General features: G+C 41.5%; 11 protein-coding genes. 9 read left to right on the forward strand and 2 right to left on the reverse strand.

Translation table 11 applies throughout. The annotated features are described in order from the left end of the window. Positions 1-293 precede the first annotated feature (293 nt). Positions 294-2,378, reverse strand: coding sequence for a GH92 family glycosyl hydrolase (locus SPAR10_RS04030; protein ID WP_004250999.1), 2,085 nt, complete (start codon positions 2,376-2,378; stop codon positions 294-296). Between the two features lie 172 nt (positions 2,379-2,550). Between SPAR10_RS04030 and SPAR10_RS04035 the strand changes: the two genes are divergently transcribed. From SPAR10_RS04035 to SPAR10_RS04075, 9 genes are all read left to right on the forward strand, one after another. Continuing rightward, positions 2,551-3,831, forward strand: a complete 1,281-nt coding sequence (locus SPAR10_RS04035; RefSeq protein WP_004251001.1) for a glycoside hydrolase family 125 protein — start codon at positions 2,551-2,553, stop codon at positions 3,829-3,831. Between the two features lie 250 nt (positions 3,832-4,081). Beyond that, positions 4,082-6,727: an alpha-mannosidase gene (locus SPAR10_RS04040; protein WP_004251003.1), complete on the forward strand. Its 2,646-nt coding sequence runs from the start codon at positions 4,082-4,084 to the stop codon at positions 6,725-6,727. A gap of 84 nt (positions 6,728-6,811) precedes the next feature. Next, positions 6,812-7,681, forward strand: coding sequence for an ROK family protein (locus SPAR10_RS04045; protein ID WP_004251012.1), 870 nt, complete (start codon positions 6,812-6,814; stop codon positions 7,679-7,681). Beyond that, positions 7,675-9,555: a beta-N-acetylhexosaminidase gene (locus SPAR10_RS04050; protein ID WP_004251013.1), complete on the forward strand. Its 1,881-nt coding sequence runs from the start codon at positions 7,675-7,677 to the stop codon at positions 9,553-9,555. Before SPAR10_RS04045 ends, SPAR10_RS04050 begins: the two co-directional genes overlap by 7 nt. Before the next feature lie 200 nt (positions 9,556-9,755). Then, positions 9,756-10,685 carry an ABC transporter permease gene (locus SPAR10_RS04055; RefSeq protein WP_004251016.1) on the forward strand — a complete coding sequence of 310 codons (930 nt, stop codon included), beginning with the start codon at positions 9,756-9,758 and terminating at the stop codon, positions 10,683-10,685. Between the two features lie 13 nt (positions 10,686-10,698). Then, entirely contained in the window at positions 10,699-11,619 is a 921-nt protein-coding gene (locus tag SPAR10_RS04060; RefSeq protein WP_025170531.1) for a carbohydrate ABC transporter permease, read from the forward strand. A 105-nt stretch (positions 11,620-11,724) separates the two neighbouring features. Then, complete coding sequence (locus SPAR10_RS04065) at positions 11,725-13,209, forward strand: ABC transporter substrate-binding protein (RefSeq protein ID WP_004251021.1); 1,485 nt, start codon at positions 11,725-11,727, stop codon at positions 13,207-13,209. A gap of 441 nt (positions 13,210-13,650) precedes the next feature. Continuing rightward, on the forward strand, positions 13,651-14,637 hold the full coding sequence (gene trhO / locus SPAR10_RS04070; protein WP_004251023.1) for an oxygen-dependent tRNA uridine(34) hydroxylase TrhO: 987 nt from the start codon (positions 13,651-13,653) through the stop codon (positions 14,635-14,637). A gap of 122 nt (positions 14,638-14,759) precedes the next feature. After that, positions 14,760-15,620: a DUF4299 family protein gene (locus SPAR10_RS04075; RefSeq protein ID WP_004251026.1), complete on the forward strand. Its 861-nt coding sequence runs from the start codon at positions 14,760-14,762 to the stop codon at positions 15,618-15,620. Positions 15,621-15,725: 105 nt separating this feature from the next. On the opposite strand, the gene SPAR10_RS04080 is transcribed toward SPAR10_RS04075, so the two are convergent. Beyond that, entirely contained in the window at positions 15,726-16,730 is a 1,005-nt protein-coding gene (locus SPAR10_RS04080; RefSeq protein ID WP_004251030.1) for a DUF6574 domain-containing protein, read from the reverse strand. Between the last annotated feature and the right edge of the window lie 12 nt (positions 16,731-16,742).

Genomic DNA, 16,742 nt, shown 5'->3' on the forward strand with positions numbered 1-16,742 from the left:
TCCACAACTTGTGGATAAGTTGACACCATCCTATCAAAAATATTTTTATAGCTATCGTTTGTAAAGGGGACAAGAAATTTAGGAATTATAAGAGAGGAGAACCTGGGGTAAAGCCTGATTGGACAAGGATTCTAACAGCATTTCTATTGTAAATCCTATGAACTTGGATTGGAAAGACATTTTGGAAAAACTTGAAAATCTTTTCCGAAAAAAAGTTGAAGGTTATTCACAGTCTGTGGATAACTTTATATGGATAAGAAGACCCCTTTGTCATGCACAAAGGGGTCAGGTTATTAATGCTTTGGCAACCAGCTGAGGGTAAAGTCAAGAGTCTTAGCATTGAGCAATTCCTGATGGCTGATGCTTTGTTTTTCTTTCCCGTCCAGTCGACAGTCTTGTACAAAGTGGAAGTGTTCATAATTTTGCTGAGTACGAACATCCAACCACTGATTTTTTTCTGTCAGATAGACACGAAGGTGATTAAAGAGAGGAATTCCAAGATCATAGCTTGCTTTCCCTGGGCAAGTCGGGTAAAGTCCGAGAGCAGACCATATATACCAAGCCGATAGACTACCATTATCCTCATCGCCTGGATAAGCATCCCAGCTAGCTCGGAAGGCTTTTTGACGGAGGGTCTTGATTAAGAGACTGGTATATTGGGGATAATTACTGTAGCGGAAGAGATAAGGGATGTGGAAGCTTGGTTGGTTGGAAATGGCTAGTTGACCAAATGGTGCTGTTGCCATTTCGCTCATCTCATGTATTTCATAACCATAGCCCGTCGTTTCAAAAAGTGGGAGGCTTTGACAAGCTTTCAAAAGATAGTTGCTAAAGGCTTTTTTTCCACCCATTAGTTGGCTAAGTCCAGAAATATCGTGTAAGACACCGAGACTGGCTTGAATAGCTGAACACTCAGCGTAGTCACGACCCCAACTATAGGGAGAAAAGTCAGGACGGAAGTTGCCATCTACATCACGCGCCCTCATGTAACCCGTCTCAGAGTCAAAGAGGTTTTGATAGTTTTTAGAATATTGAGCATAGGTTTGAGCTAGCTCTTCTTGACCTAATTTTTCTGCACAAGTAGAGATACAAAAATCGCTGTAGGCATAATCTAGCGTATGACTGACACTTTCGTGGTAGTCTGTGGATAAATAGCCCAGTTCTTGGTATTGGCTTAGGCCGTGTCGCCCGTTGATAGCTTTTGGATCTTCCTTAGTAGCAGTTTCAATCATGGCTTTGAGGAATTCTTCTTCAAACTCAGGTGCCATATTCTTGCAGGCACTATCTGCAAGAAGGCCATCAATCAAAGTCCCAGGCATCATCCCTCTTTCGTCAGGAGCCAGCCACTTAGGGAGATATCCAGTATCTCTATAGCTATTGAGGAAACCTTCAAGAAACTGACGATAGTGCTCTGGAATAATCAAGGCAAAGAGTGGGAATGAAGTGCGGAAGGTATCCCAAAAACCATTGTTGGTATAGAGTAGACCAGACTTGATCGTTCCTGAAGCAAGGTCTATATGAATAGTCTCGCCTTGCTCATTTACCTCATAGAAGGTTTGTGGGAAGAGAAAGAGTCTATAAAGACAGTGATCAAAAAATGTTCGGTCTACAGAGCCAGTTTCCACGACATCAAAACGGCCTAGAAGATCTTCCCAACTTGCTTTAGCCTCTGATTTCGTTTCTTTAAAGTCTTTTCTAGGCAGATTAAAGATGGCCTGTTCTTTAGAAATAAAAGAAGTAGCCAGTTGAACTAGAGCTTCTGCTCCAGCCAAGTCGATACGCCAGTCTTGCCCCACTTGATTGATAGATAAAATATCCGTAGAGAATGCGAGAGCAGTAAACATGACGAGGGGGCTTTTGTTGGTTTCGGTTAATCCGCTTTGACCAAGGTTGACAGTACGCTCATCTACTTGCTCTAATGATAAATCATCAGCTGCATGCAGATAGAGTGAGATCTTCTTGCCTTGTATCTGTCTTAGTTGAATAGAAGCCCCATAGCAAGTAGGTGTGAGTTGAGTTTCAATCTGGTAACGCTCAGAAAAAATTCTGAGATAATGGGGATTGAAAATAGCACGATCAAGGTTATAAGAAGACTGACGATGGAAGAGGGTGTCTCCACTGATTTCTCCTGTAACAGGAGTCAGTAGTAACCAAGAATAATCGCCAATCCAAGGACTAGGCTGGTGGGTTAGTCGAACACCCTGAAATATGGGAAGATGGGGATCAAAAAACCAAGACCCTTCCTGGTCACTAGTTTGCGGAACAAAGTAATTCATCCCAAAAGGCACTCCAGCGTAAGGTAGGGTATTTCCTCGAGAAAAGGCATGCTTGCTCGCGGTGCCAAAGCGGGTATCAATGGTTTCAAGTATCGGTTCCATAGCGATTTCCTTCTGTAGTTTTCTACATTATATCAGAAAAAGGATACTTTTAGAAAATGACTTCTAAATATAACAATTTTGTAGAATAATGACTAACATTTGTGTATATATTTTCTGGACTAAAAGCTATATACTGAAAATGAAAATTTGTTTGAAAGAGGCAAAATAGTTTATGGTTTATTCTAAAGAAATCGTCAGAGAGTGGCTAGATGAGGTAGCGGAGAGTGCCAAGGAACATCCTGAATGGGTCGATGTTTTTGAGCGTTGCTATACAGACACTTTAGACAATACAGTTGAAATCTTAGAAGATGGCTCGACCTTTGTACTAACTGGGGATATCCCAGCTATGTGGCTTCGGGATTCAACTGCTCAGCTTAGACCATACCTTCATGTGGCAAAAAGAGACCCTCGTTTGCGCCAGACCATTGCTGGTTTGGTTAAACGCCAGATGACTTTGATTCTCAAGGATCCCTATGCCAACTCTTTCAATATTGAGGAGAACTGGAAGGGCCATCACGAGACAGACCATACAGACCTCAATGGCTGGATTTGGGAACGCAAGTATGAAGTAGATTCGCTTTGCTATCCCTTGCAATTGGCTTACCTTCTTTGGAAGGAAACTGGTGAGACTAGCCAGTTTGATGAGACTTTTGTTACAGCGACCAAGGAGATTCTTCATCTTTGGACGGTGGAGCAAGATCACAAGAACTCACCATACCGTTTCGTCCGTGATACCGATCGTAAGGAAGACACTTTGGTTAATGATGGTTTTGGACCTGATTTTGCCGTGACAGGGATGACCTGGTCAGCCTTCCGTCCAAGCGATGACTGCTGTCAGTATAGCTACTTGATTCCATCCAATATGTTTGCAGTCGTTGTCTTAGGTTATGTCCAAGAAATCTTTGCTACATTGAGTCTAGCTGATAGTGAAAGCATCATTGCTGACGCTAAACGTCTGCAAGCTGAAATCCAAGAAGGGATCGAAAATTACGCCTACACGACTAACAGCAAGGGCGAGAAGATCTATGCCTTTGAAGTAGACGGTTTAGGAAATGCTAGCATCATGGACGACCCTAACGTACCAAGTTTGTTAGCTGCTCCATATCTTGGTTATTGTGATGTCAATGACGAAGTGTATCAAGCAACTCGTCGCACCATTCTCAGCCCTGAAAATCCATACTTCTACCAAGGAGAATACGCTAGCGGTCTCGGAAGCTCTCATACCTTCTATCGTTATATCTGGCCGATTGCCCTATCAATTCAAGGCTTAACAGCTACAGATAAAGCTGAGAAAAAATACTTGCTAGACCAACTAGTTGCCTGCGATGGCGGAACAGGTGTTATGCATGAAAGCTTCCACGTAGATGATCCGACTCTCTACTCTCGTGAATGGTTCTCATGGGCCAACATGATGTTCTGCGAATTGGTCTTGGATTACCTAGATATTCGCTAATACTCTTCGAAAATCAAATTCAAACCACGTCAGCTTCACCTTGCCGTATATATGTTACTGACTTCGTCAGTTCTATCTACAACCTCAAAGCAGTGCTTTGAGCAACCTGCGGCTAGCTTCCTAGTTTGCTCTTTGATTTTCATTGAGTATAAGGAGTACGTTTTCGCTCAACTGATTCTTGGAAAGAATCACAAATTTACATTTAAAACGTTAACAATAAAAATTTAAATTTAGAATGAGGTTTTACTTCATGGAAAATGTTGTTGTACATATCATCTCTCACAGTCACTGGGATCGTGAGTGGTATCTACCTTTTGAAAGTCACCGTATGCAATTGGTGGAACTTTTTGACAATCTTTTTGATCTTTTTGAAAATGATCCTGAGTTCAAGAGCTTCCACCTAGATGGACAAACCATTGTCCTCGATGACTATTTAGAAATTCGCCCTGAAAACCGTGACAAGGTGCAGCGTTATATCGACGAAGGCAAATTGAAGATTGGGCCTTTCTATATCTTGCAGGATGATTACTTGATTTCCAGTGAAGCTAACGTCCGCAATACCTTGATTGGACAAGCGGAATGTGCCAAATGGGGCAAATCTACTCAAATTGGTTATTTCCCAGATACCTTTGGAAATATGGGGCAGGCTCCTCAAATCCTTCAAAAATCAGGTATTCACGTAGCAGCCTTTGGTCGCGGTGTCAAGCCAATCGGATTTGACAATCAAGTCCTTGAAGATGAACAGTTTACCTCTCAATTTTCTGAGATGTACTGGCAAGGGGCTGATGGTAGCCGTGTGCTGGGTATTCTCTTTGCCAACTGGTACAGTAACGGGAACGAAATTCCAGTGGATAAAGATGAAGCTTTGGATTTCTGGAAACAAAAATTGGCAGACGTTCGTGACTATGCATCAACTAACCAATGGTTGATGATGAACGGTTGCGACCACCAACCAGTTCAACGGAACTTGAGCGAAGCCATTCGTGTGGCAAACGAACTCTTCCCTGACGTGACCTTTATTCATAGCTCATTTGACGAATATGTCCAAGCACTGGAAAGTGCCCTTCCTGAACAATTATCAACGGTCACAGGTGAGTTGACTAGCCAGGAAACGGATGGCTGGTACACCCTTGCCAATACCTCTTCTTCACGTGTTTATCTCAAACAAGCCTTCCAAGAAAATAGCAACTTGTTAGAGCAGGTCGTGGAACCATTAACCATTATCACTGGAGGCCACAACCACAAGGATCAATTGACCTATGCTTGGAAAGTACTTCTGCAAAATGCACCGCACGATAGTATCTGTGGTTGTAGTATTGACGAAGTTCACCGTGAAATGGAAACTCGTTTTGCAAAGGTTAATCAAGTCGGGAATTTTGTTAAGAGTAATCTTCTTAACGAGTGGAAACATAAAATAGCAACTCAGGAAGCGCAAAGCGACCACCTCTTTACCGTTGTCAACACAGCCTTACATGACAAGGTTGATACAGTTAGTGTTGTAGTGGATGTTGTGACTTGTGATTTTAAAGAATTGCATCCGACTGAAGGTTACAAGAAGATGGCAGCCGTGACCTTGCCAGATTACCATGTTGAAGATTTGGATGGCCATGTCCTTGAAGCCAAGATTGAAGACTTGGGAGCAAATTTTGGCTATACTTTGCCTAAGGATAAATTCCGCCAACCATATATTGCACGCCAAGTGCGCGTGACAATCCCAGTCCACCTTGCTCCGCTTTCTTGGGCAAGCTTCCAATTGGTCGAAGGTCAAGTAAATCACCGTGATGGTATTTACCAAAATGGAGTAATTGATACACCATTCGTAACAGTCAGTGTGGATGAAGGAATCACAGTCTATGACAAGACTACTAACGAAGCTTACGAAGATTTCATCCAATTCGAGGACCGTGGAGATATTGGTAACGAGTACATTTACTTCCAGCCGAAAGGAACTGATCCAATTTATGCTCAACTGAAAGGTTATGAAGTCTTAGAAAACAATGCTCGCTATGCTAAGGTATTGCTCAAACATGACTTGACTATTCCAGTTAGCGCAGATGAAAGATTGGATGCAGAACAAAGAGGGATCATCGAGTTCATGAAACGAGATGCAGGTCGTTCAGAAGAGTTGACAACTATTCCTCTTGAAACTGAGATGACCGTCTTTGTGGACAATCCACAGATTCGCTTTAAAACTCGCTTTACCAACACAGCCAAGGATCACCGCATTCGTCTCTTGGTGAAAACTCATAACACTCGTCCAAGCAATGATTCTGAAAGCATCTATGAAGTTGTGACACGGCCAAATAAACCAGCAGCTTCTTGGGAAAATCCTGAAAATCCACAACACCAACAAGCCTTTGTAAGCTTGTATGATGACGTAAAAGGAGTAACCGTATCCAATAAAGGATTGCATGAATACGAAATCCTTGGAGACGACACCATGGCTGTAACCCTTCTTCGTGCTTCAGGCGAACTTGGTGACTGGGGTTACTTCCCAACGCCGGAAGCTCAGTGCTTGCGTGATATCGAAGTTGAATTTGCAGTAGAATGTCACCAAGCAGGGGAACGCTTCTCAGCTTTCCGTCGTGCCAAAGCCTTCCAGGTGTCATTTACAGCTCTTCAAGTTGCAAAACAAGAGGGTAGCGTTGCAGCAACGGGTAGCCTCTTTAACCATCCGGCTCTGAACTTGCCACAAGTATGCCCAACAGCCTTTAAGGTGGCTGAGAATGAAGAAGGTTATGTCCTTCGTTACTACAACATGAGTCAAGAAAATATCCGTGTGTCTGAAAAACAACAAACTATTCTTGACTTGTTGGAACGCCCATACCCAGTCCATTCAGGACTATTGGCACCACAGGAAATTCGTACAGAACTCATTCAAAAAGAAGAAATTTAATTTCAAAAAGTAAACATAAAAAGAAAGGAGGAGCGAAAAAGTAAGAACAAACTGCTGATTCGCTCCTTTTTGCAGGTGAAAGCAATGACCATTGCAACGATTGATATCGGAGGGACTGGCATTAAGTTTGCTAGTCTAACTCCTGATGGAAAGATTTTAGATAAAACCAGCACCCCAACTCCAGAAACTCTGGAAGATTTGCTAGCTTGGTTGGACCAACGCTTATCGGAACAAGACTACAGTGGAATCGCTATGAGTGTTCCAGGAGCGGTCAATCAAGAAACAGGTGTGATTGAGGGGATTAGTGCCATTCCTTATATCCATGGTTTTTCATGGTACCAGGCCCTTTCTCATCACCAGCTACCTATCCATCTAGAAAATGATGCCAACTGTGTTGGACTTAGTGAACTGCTAGCTCATCCTGAGATTGAAAATGCAGCCTGTGTTGTCATTGGCACAGGGATTGGCGGTGCTATGATTATCAATGGCAAAATTCACCGTGGTCGCCATGGCTTGGGTGGAGAGTTTGGTTACATGACAACTATCGAACCAGCAGAAAAACTCAATAACTGGTCACAACTAGCTTCTACAGGAAACATGGTTCGTTATGTCATTGAAAAATCAGGTCAGTCAGACTGGGATGGCCGTAAGGTTTACCAAGAGGCTGCAGCAGGTAATGCCCTTTGCCAAGAAGCCATTGAGCGTATGAATCGTAATCTAGCTCAAGGACTACTCAATATTCAGTACCTGATCGACCCAGATGTCATTAGCCTAGGTGGCTCTATCAGTCAGAACCCAGATTTTATCAAAGGGGTGCAAAAAGCGGTAGAGGTCTTTGTGGAAAGATATGAAGAATATACAATTGCGCCAGTAATCCAAGCTTGTACCTATCAGGCGGATGCCAATCTCTACGGTGCCCTTGTCAACTGGTTACAGGAGGAAAACCAATGGTAAATTTTACCGGAATTAGCAGTAAACAACAGCAAGCTATAGACTTACTTCAAAAGCATATTTCTCTACCAGATGTAGAAGTGGCAGTCGCTCAGTCTGACCAAGCTTCTATCTCTATCAAGGGTGAGGACGGAAGCTATCAATTGACTTATCGCAAACCTCACCAACTCTATCGCGCCTTGTCTGTGCTAGCAACAGCTTTGGTAGAAGGTGATAAGGTAGAGATTGAAGAACAAGCGGCTTATGAAGATTTAGCCTACATGGCTGACTGTTCGCGAAATGCGGTTCTAAATGTTGCATCAGCCAAGCAGATGATTGAAGTCTTGGCTCTGATGGGTTATTCAATCTTTGAGCTCTACATGGAAGACACCTATCAGATTGAAGGGCAACCTTATTTTGGCTATTTCCGCGGGGCTTATTCAGCTGAAGAATTACAGGAAATCGAAGCTTATGCCCAGCAGTTTGACATGACTTTTGTTCCTTGTATCCAGACCTTGGCTCACTTATCAGCCTTTGTCAAATGGGGTGTCAAAGAAGTTCAGCAACTTCGTGATGTAGAGGACATTCTCCTCATCGGTGAAGAAAAGGTTTATGATTTGATTGACGGGATGTTTGCCACTTTGTCTAAGCTACAAACACGCAAGGTCAATATCGGCATGGACGAAGCCCACTTGGTTGGTTTGGGACGCTATTTGATTCTCAATGGTGTTGTGGATCGTAGTCTCCTTATGTGCCAACACTTGGAGCGCGTGCTGGATATTGCAGACAAGTATGGTTTCCACTGCCAGATGTGGAGCGATATGTTCTTCAAACTCATGTCAGCAGATGGCCAGTACGACCGTGATGTCGAAATTCCAGAGGAAACACGCGTTTATCTTGACCGTCTAAAAGACCGTGTGACCTTGGTTTACTGGGATTATTATCAGGATAGCGAAGAAAAATACAACCGTAACTTCGGTAATCACCACAAGATTAGCCAGGATATTGCCTTTGCAGGTGGTGCTTGGAAGTGGATTGGTTTCACACCACACAACCATTTCAGTCGTCTCATCGCTGTCGAAGCAAACAAAGCCTGCCGTGCTAATCAGATCAAAGAAGTCATTGTGACTGGTTGGGGAGACAATGGTGGTGAAACAGCTCAGTTCTCTATTCTGCCAAGCTTGCAAATCTGGGCAGAACTCAGCTACCGCAATGATTTAGACCGTTTGTCAGCTCATTTCAAGACCAATACAGGTCTACCGGTTGAGGACTTCATGCAACTTGATCTTGCCAACCTCTTGCCAGATCTACCAGATAATCTCAGCGGGATCAACCCCAATCGCTATGTCTTTTATCAGGATGTTCTCTGTCCAATCCTTGATAAGCACATGACTCCTGAACAGGACAAGCCTCACTTTGCCCAGGCAGCGGAGACTCTTTCTGCTATTAAAGAAAAAGCAGGAAACTATGCTTATCTCTTTGAAACCCAGGCCCAGTTGAATGCTATTTTAAGTGGCAAGGTGGATGTGGGCCGACGCATTCGTCAAGCCTATCAAAAAGGTGATAAAGAGAGCTTGCAACAAATTGCTAGGGAAGAATTACCAAAATTAAGAAGCCAGATTGAAACCTTCCACAAGCTCTTTAGCCACCAATGGTTGAAAGAAAACAAGGTCTTTGGCTTGGATACAGTGGACATCCGTATGGGTGGCCTATTGCAACGAATCAAGCGAGCAGAAAGTCGCATTGAAAACTACCTAGCAGGCGAAATCTCTCGTATCGATGAGTTGGAAGTAGAGATTTTGCCATTCAACGATTTCTACGGAGATAAGGACTTCGCAGCCACAACGGCTAATCAATGGCATACCATTGCGACAGCTTCGACTATTTATACGACCTAGAAAAACTCTATTCAGAAAAGAAGTTTCCCGTGAAACCTATTCTTATATAAAAAGTTCTCCACATAAAATAATTTGTGGAGTTTTTTCTATAATTTGTAGTTTAAACTGTCCTAAAAATAAGAGTATACTATTTTTGTAAACGTTATCAAGTTTAAAAATGTGAGATTATGAAGTTTTAGAAAATAAAAAGGGAGGAAATTATGAACAAGTTTTCAAAAACTTTAAGAGATAATTGGATTTTTCTCTTAATGGTTCTACCAGGAACAATTTGGTTGATTTTATTCTTCTACATTCCAGTTTTTGGGAATGTGGTTGCCTTCAAAGACTACCATATGACTGGTGAAGGATTCGTCCACAGTATTATAAATAGTAGATGGGTCGGACTAGATAACTTTAAATTCTTGTTTAGTTCCAAGGATGCCTTTGTCATCACTCGAAACACAGTACTTTACAACCTTGGATTTATCTTTATCGGTTTGGTTGTGTCAGTTGGTATCGCCATTATCCTTAGTGAACTTCGCTCTAAGCAAATGGTTAAAATCTACCAAACATCTATGTTATTCCCTTACTTCCTATCTTGGGTTATCATCAGTTTCTTTACAGATGCATTCCTAAATATCGATAAAGGGCTTATCAACCATACCTTAGAAGCTCTAGGGATGAAGGGTATTAACTTCTACGCTGATGTCAGTATCTGGCCTTACCTCCTCCTCTTCCTAGGTATCTGGAAAGGCTTTGGATATAGTAGTGTGATGTACTACGCAACGATCATGGGTATTGACCCAACTTACTACGAAGCAGCGACAGTGGACGGTGCTAGCAAATGGCAACGTATCCGTAACGTAACCATCCCTCAGTTGACACCGCTTGTGACAGTATTGACCATCCTTGCAGTCGGAAACATCTTCCGTGCAGACTTCGGTCTCTTCTACCAAATCCCTCACAACGCAGGTCAGCTCTATAGTGTAACAAATGTATTGGACGTCTATGTCTTTAACGGATTGACTCAGACAGCAGATATCGGTATGGCTTCAGCAGCCGGTCTCTACCAGTCAGTCGTCGGTTTGATTCTCGTTATCCTATCAAACTTACTTGCAAGACGTGTTGATCCTAACTCAGCACTATTCTAGAAAGGAGGAGCATATGGCAAAAAAAATTCAAAAAGAAAAAATTGATAATGTTGGCATACACTCCTTCAGCAAAAAGGCAGATATCTTCTTTAGTATCATATCTGGTTTGCTGGCCTTCTCTTGTATCTTGCCTTTCATCTTCGTAATCATTATTTCAGTTACAGACGAAAAAAGTATTGTTCAATATGGATATAGTTTCTTCCCTTCCAAGTTTGGTGTAGATGGATTCCAATTCTTGGCTCAGTTTAAAGACAAAATTTTACAAGCGCTCTTTATCTCAGCTTTTGTAACAGTTGTTGGAACTTTGACAAACGTCTTCATCACAACAACATACGCTTATGCCATCTCACGTTCAACATTTAAGTATCGCAAATTTTTTACAATCTTTGCTCTTCTTAGTATGTTGTTCAATGCTGGTTTGGTACCAGGCTATATTGTGGTAACTCAGTTACTTCACTTGGGTGATACTATTTGGGCCTTGATTGTTCCGATGCTTCTATCGCCATTCAACATCATGTTGATGCGGTCTTTCTTCAAGAAAACCATTCCAGAAGCAATCCTCGAATCAGCTCGTATCGATGGTGCTAGCGAGGCGCGGATCTTCTTCCAAATCTGTTTACCACTCTCTCTTCCAGGGATCGCGACTATCACACTTTTGACAGCACTTGGATTCTGGAACGACTGGTTCAATGCCCTTCTTTACATCAAGAGTGACAACTTGTATCCATTGCAATATTTGCTCATGCAAATTCAAAACAACATGGATTACATTGCTAAGTCAGTTGGTATGTCAGGACAGCTTGCGGTTGCCCTACCAAAAGAAACAGGTCGTATGGCCATGGTCGTAGTTGCGACTGTCCCAATTGCGATTCTCTATCCTTTCTTCCAACGCTACTTTGTAAAAGGTTTGACTATCGGTGGTGTTAAAGAATAAGAGACACTGAGAAACAAGTTTTCTCTACCCTATCTAACTTTTCTTTGTTGAAAAGTAGATCACTAAAATTGTTTTAAATTTAAAAATAAAAAAGGAGTTTTTATCATGAAAAACTGGAAAAAATATGCTTTTGCATCTGCTAGCCTTGTAGCTTTGGCTGCTAGCCTCGCTGCTTGTGGAAACCTTAAAGGTAACAACCAAAAAGCTGCTGACTCAGCTTCAGGTGACAAAACTGTTATCAAGATGTACCAAATCGGTGACAAACCAGATAACTTGGATGAGTTGCTAGAAAATGCAAACAAAATCATCGGAGAAAAAGTTGGTGCTAAATTAGATATCCAATATCTTGGATGGGGTGACTACAGCAAGAAAATGTCAGTTATCACTTCATCAGGTGAAAACTATGATATCGCATTTGCAGATAACTACGTTGTAAACGCTCAAAAAGGTGCTTATGCTGACTTGACAGAATTGTACAAGAAAGAAGGAGCTGACCTTTACAAAGCGCTTGACCCAGCTTACATCAAAGGTAACACTGTAAACGGTAAGATTTATTCTGTTCCAGTTGCAGCTAACGTTGCATCTTCACAAAACTTTGCTTTCAACGGCCCACTTCTTGAAAAATATGGAATCGATATCTCAGGTGTAACTTCATACGAAACACTTGAACCAGTATTGAAACAAATCAAAGAAAAAGCTCCAGACGTAATGCCATTCGCTGTTGGTAAAAACTTTATCCCGTCAGAAAACTTTGACTACCCAGTTGCAAATGGTCTTCCATTCGTTATCGACCTTGAAGGCGACACTACTAAGATCGTAAACCGTTACGAAGTTCCTCGTTTCGTAGAACACTTGAAGACTCTTCACAAATACTATGAAGCAGGATACATTCCAAAAGACGTAGCAACAAGTGAAACTTCATATGACCTTACTCAAGATACTTGGCTTGTTCGTGAAGAAACAGTAGGACCAGCTGACTACGGTAGCAGCTTGCTTTCTCGTGTTGCTAACAGAGACATCCAAATCAAACCATTTACTAACTTCATCAAGAAAAACCAAACAACTCAAGTTGCAAACTTTGTAATCTCAAACAACTCTAAGAACAAAGAAAAAGCAATGGAAGTGTTGAACCTCTTGAACACTAACCCAGAACTCTTGAACGGCCTTGTTTACGGTCCAGAAGGCAAGAACTGGGAAAAAGTTGCAGGTAAAGAAAACCGTGTTAAAGTCCTTGATGGATACAAAGGAAACACTCACATGTCAGGATGGAACACTGGTAACAACTGGATCCTTTACATCAACGAAAACGTTACAGATGAGCAAATTGCACAATCTAAGAAAGACTTGGAAACTGCAAAAGAATCTCCAGCGCTTGGATTCATCTTCAACACTGACAACGTGAAATCTGAAATCTCAGCTATCACTAACACTATGCAACAATTCGATACAGCTATCAACACTGGTACTGTAGACCCAGAAAAAGCTATTCCAGAATTGATGGAAAAACTTAAATCTGAAGGTGCTTACCAAAAAGTATTGGATGAAATGCAAAAACAATACGACGAATTCTTGAAAAACAAAAAATCATAAGATAGATTGATTTCGTGTATTCATTCCTAAAAGATGCGATCACTGCCTTGTCTGGATTTTTCCAGACGGGGTGGTGATTCTTTTTTTGAGCAAATACATATAATTATCTGTGTTTGAAATCCAGACATTTGCCTTACAAGTAGCGTTGATAATAGGTACATGAAAAATACCATCTACTCCTAAAAATCAGTGCAATTTTTTCTGGATTCGAAATCTTATCAGTCTTGTTTTTTTAGATCATGATTAGTAATTTATTCAAGACAGGCCATGGATATCTTTTTGTTAATTTTTCTTCTTCAAATATTTAATTAAAACAAGATCTGAAAATGGGTCTTGTTTTTTATTTTTCGGTCAAATAAATTGCATTCGCTTTCTTGGGAGAGTATACTGGTATAGTTGAATGAAAATTTCTGATAATTTAATCTTAGAAAAGAGAAGCAAATGTCAAAAGATATTCGAGTTTTACTTTACTATAAATATGTTCCCATCGAAAACGCGGAACAATTTGCTGCAGACCACTTGGCTTTCTGTAAGTCTATTGGCCTCAAGGGCCGTATCCTAGTGGCTGACGAAGGGATCAACGGAACCGTTTCTGGTGACTACGAAACAACGCAAAAATACATGGACTACGTTCACAGCCTTCCAGGTATGGAAGACCTCTGGTTCAAGATTGATGAAGAAAGTGAGCAAGCCTTCAAGAAGATGTTTGTTCGCTACAAAAAGGAAATCGTTCACCTTGGTTTAGAGGATGATAACTTTGATAACGACATCAATCCTCTTGAAACAACAGGTGCTTACTTGTCACCAAAAGAATTCAAAGAAGCCCTTCTTGACGAAGATACAGTTGTCCTTGATACTCGTAATGACTATGAGTACGATCTTGGGCACTTCCGTGGGGCTATCCGTCCTGACATCCGCAACTTCCGTGAATTACCACAATGGGTCCGTGATAACAAGGAAAAGTTCATGGACAAGCGTGTCGTAGTTTATTGTACAGGTGGAGTCCGCTGTGAGAAATTCTCTGGCTGGATGGTCCGTGAAGGCTACAAAGATGTCGGTCAATTGCATGGAGGAATTGCGACTTACGGGAAAGATCCAGAAGTTCAAGGGGAACTTTGGGATGGGAAAATGTATGTCTTTGACGAACGTATTGCAGTCGATGTCAACCATGTAAATCCAACCATTGTAGGGAAAGACTGGTTTGATGGAACACCATGTGAACGCTATGTCAACTGTGGAAATCCATTCTGTAACCGCCGTATCTTGGCATCAGAAGACAACGAAGACAAATATCTTCGTGGTTGCTCACACGAGTGTCGTGTTCACCCACGTAATCGCTATGTTTTAGAACATGAATTGACACAAGATCAAGTCATCGAGCGTTTAGCAGCGATTGGTGAGAACCTAGATCATTCTGAAGTCGTATAATAGTATCAACAGTCCTAAAGGGCTGTTTTTCTATGCTTTTGACTAAAAAATCTTAAATTTGTTTCTGCATCTTTCAGGAAAATGGTGTATACTATATGTAAACGATTTCAAAGGAGACCATTATGGTGAAGACATTTTTTATTCCAAATAAACAAAGTATTTTAGGACAACAGGAGATTCTCACAGCTAAATCAATTTTAGGCTTAGTAGAAGGCCTAGAGTCGCATAGTTATGATGCTGTTTACCTCCGTCAACCTCTTAATCGCCTTGAGTATATCGAGTGTGGAATCGTAGGTAAGTCTCAATTTCTCTTTAAAGTTCGATATCTAGATGCTCAAAAAGGCTATCAAGTAATCATTCCTGACTTGATTACAAGAGCTGACTGGGAGATTGTAGAAGGGCTCTTGCGGGCTTTGTCTAGCAAGGTTGGTGAAGCAGTTGAGGGCTTGGCAGACTTTGATTTGGAAAACTATTTCCAAGAAACGGTTAAGAACTATCTGGCTGATAAAGCTGCTCGTTTAGGTTTCTGTCAGGGTATTCTATCACCTGTTTACTTTGATAAGAAGGATTTGGAAAGTTTCTTGGAAGAAGATGGCTTGGCACGTTTTGAAGAGTTAGTCAAGAAAGTTCAAGGGTCTGATGCCTATCCTTCCAGTGCTAAATTCTATCCAGATGGTGAAGGTAAGGTTCATGGGGTCTACCACCTAGCTCAGGGGGTAAAAACCATTTTGCCAAAAGAACCGGTGATTCCTGCTCCTTACGTTGAGCAATTGGTAGGCAAGGAACTTGTTTGGGAGATTGATTTGGTAAAAATCTCTGGAGATGGCTCAAAACCAGAAGACTATGAAGCGGTAGCTAGAGTTGATTATCAAGCCTTTTTAGGAGCTTTGCCAAAAGAACTTTATCAGGACTTAGATGCTAACCAAGTAGAGGTAGGACCAGTTTCAGGGGAAGATTTTGATAACTTAGTAAAAGGTAACTAGAGGCATAAATGAAAGATATTGGTTTTAAATAATGTGAAAAGGCAGATCGTTTGATCTGCTTTTTGTGTACACAAAAAAATCCTGTCAGAGTGACAGGATTTTATCTTATATAAAAGCAAGGATTCGAAGATAGTCAAAAACAAGAGCCATTTCTGCTAGAAAGAAGAGAAATAGAACACCACCGTTGACTAGGAAAGCTAAAAGAAGGCGATAGAAGGGATCGGTTTGACTATCCTTGCTAGGTCTTGAGATGAAGTAGAGATTGGCCAAGAGAGTCAGACCAATGCTAATCAAGCAAAGCAATGCTGCAAATCGTAGACCATTAAAAAGAGCGAAGAAACTAGCAATACCTGTCAAGAGAACTGGGATAGCCAAGAGTCTGCTATGTGCTTGAAAGGCTCTTTCTAATGTCCAATCACTGTCCTGGTCGACAAAACGTTTGACTACAAATCCACCCATGAGAATTGAAAAGAAGAAGAGACTTGTCGCTACTAGGATGGAGAAGACCGAGAAGAGATTGAGAGACGGGAATTGTTCCATGAAGTGAGCATCGATGCTTGCCATACGACCATAGTAGCCTTGTTTGGCGTGATAAACTGTAAAGAGGAAACTTGTGGCAGAAAAGATAGTTAGGAGCACAAAGGCATTATAACTATGTTTTTTATCTGTATCAATGCTTGCTGTTGGCTCTTTGAGAGCACCTTGTAACCAGACCCAAAAATCAGCCAATTCTTCTTTGAAGATTGTAGTTTTTGTAGGGACAGGATCTGGGACAAATGGACTTTCCAAAGATTTGCTAGGCTGAGCTGCTTCCTTAACTAGTTTTTCTGCTTGGTCTGTCTTTGTTGCCAGTTCTTCTTGTTCTTCAGTCTCTACAGGTTCTTCTGACTTGTCTGTATTTTCCACGATTTCTTCGTGTTCGTCACTCTCTACTTTCTCTAGGTCAGCTTCTTGTTCTTCAGGATTGGCTTGAAGGCTTTCTTCAACCACTGGCAATTCTTCTTTTTCTTTTAACTCTTCTTGGGGAATGACTGGGTCAGATGGATTATCTTTTTTCTCATTGTTGGCTGTTTTCTCGAAATCAGCACTTTCGAACCATTCTTGAGTCATGATGAGACCTCC

This window comes from Streptococcus infantis SPAR10 (assembly GCF_000279535.1).
Taxonomy (GTDB): domain Bacteria; phylum Bacillota; class Bacilli; order Lactobacillales; family Streptococcaceae; genus Streptococcus; species Streptococcus infantis_I.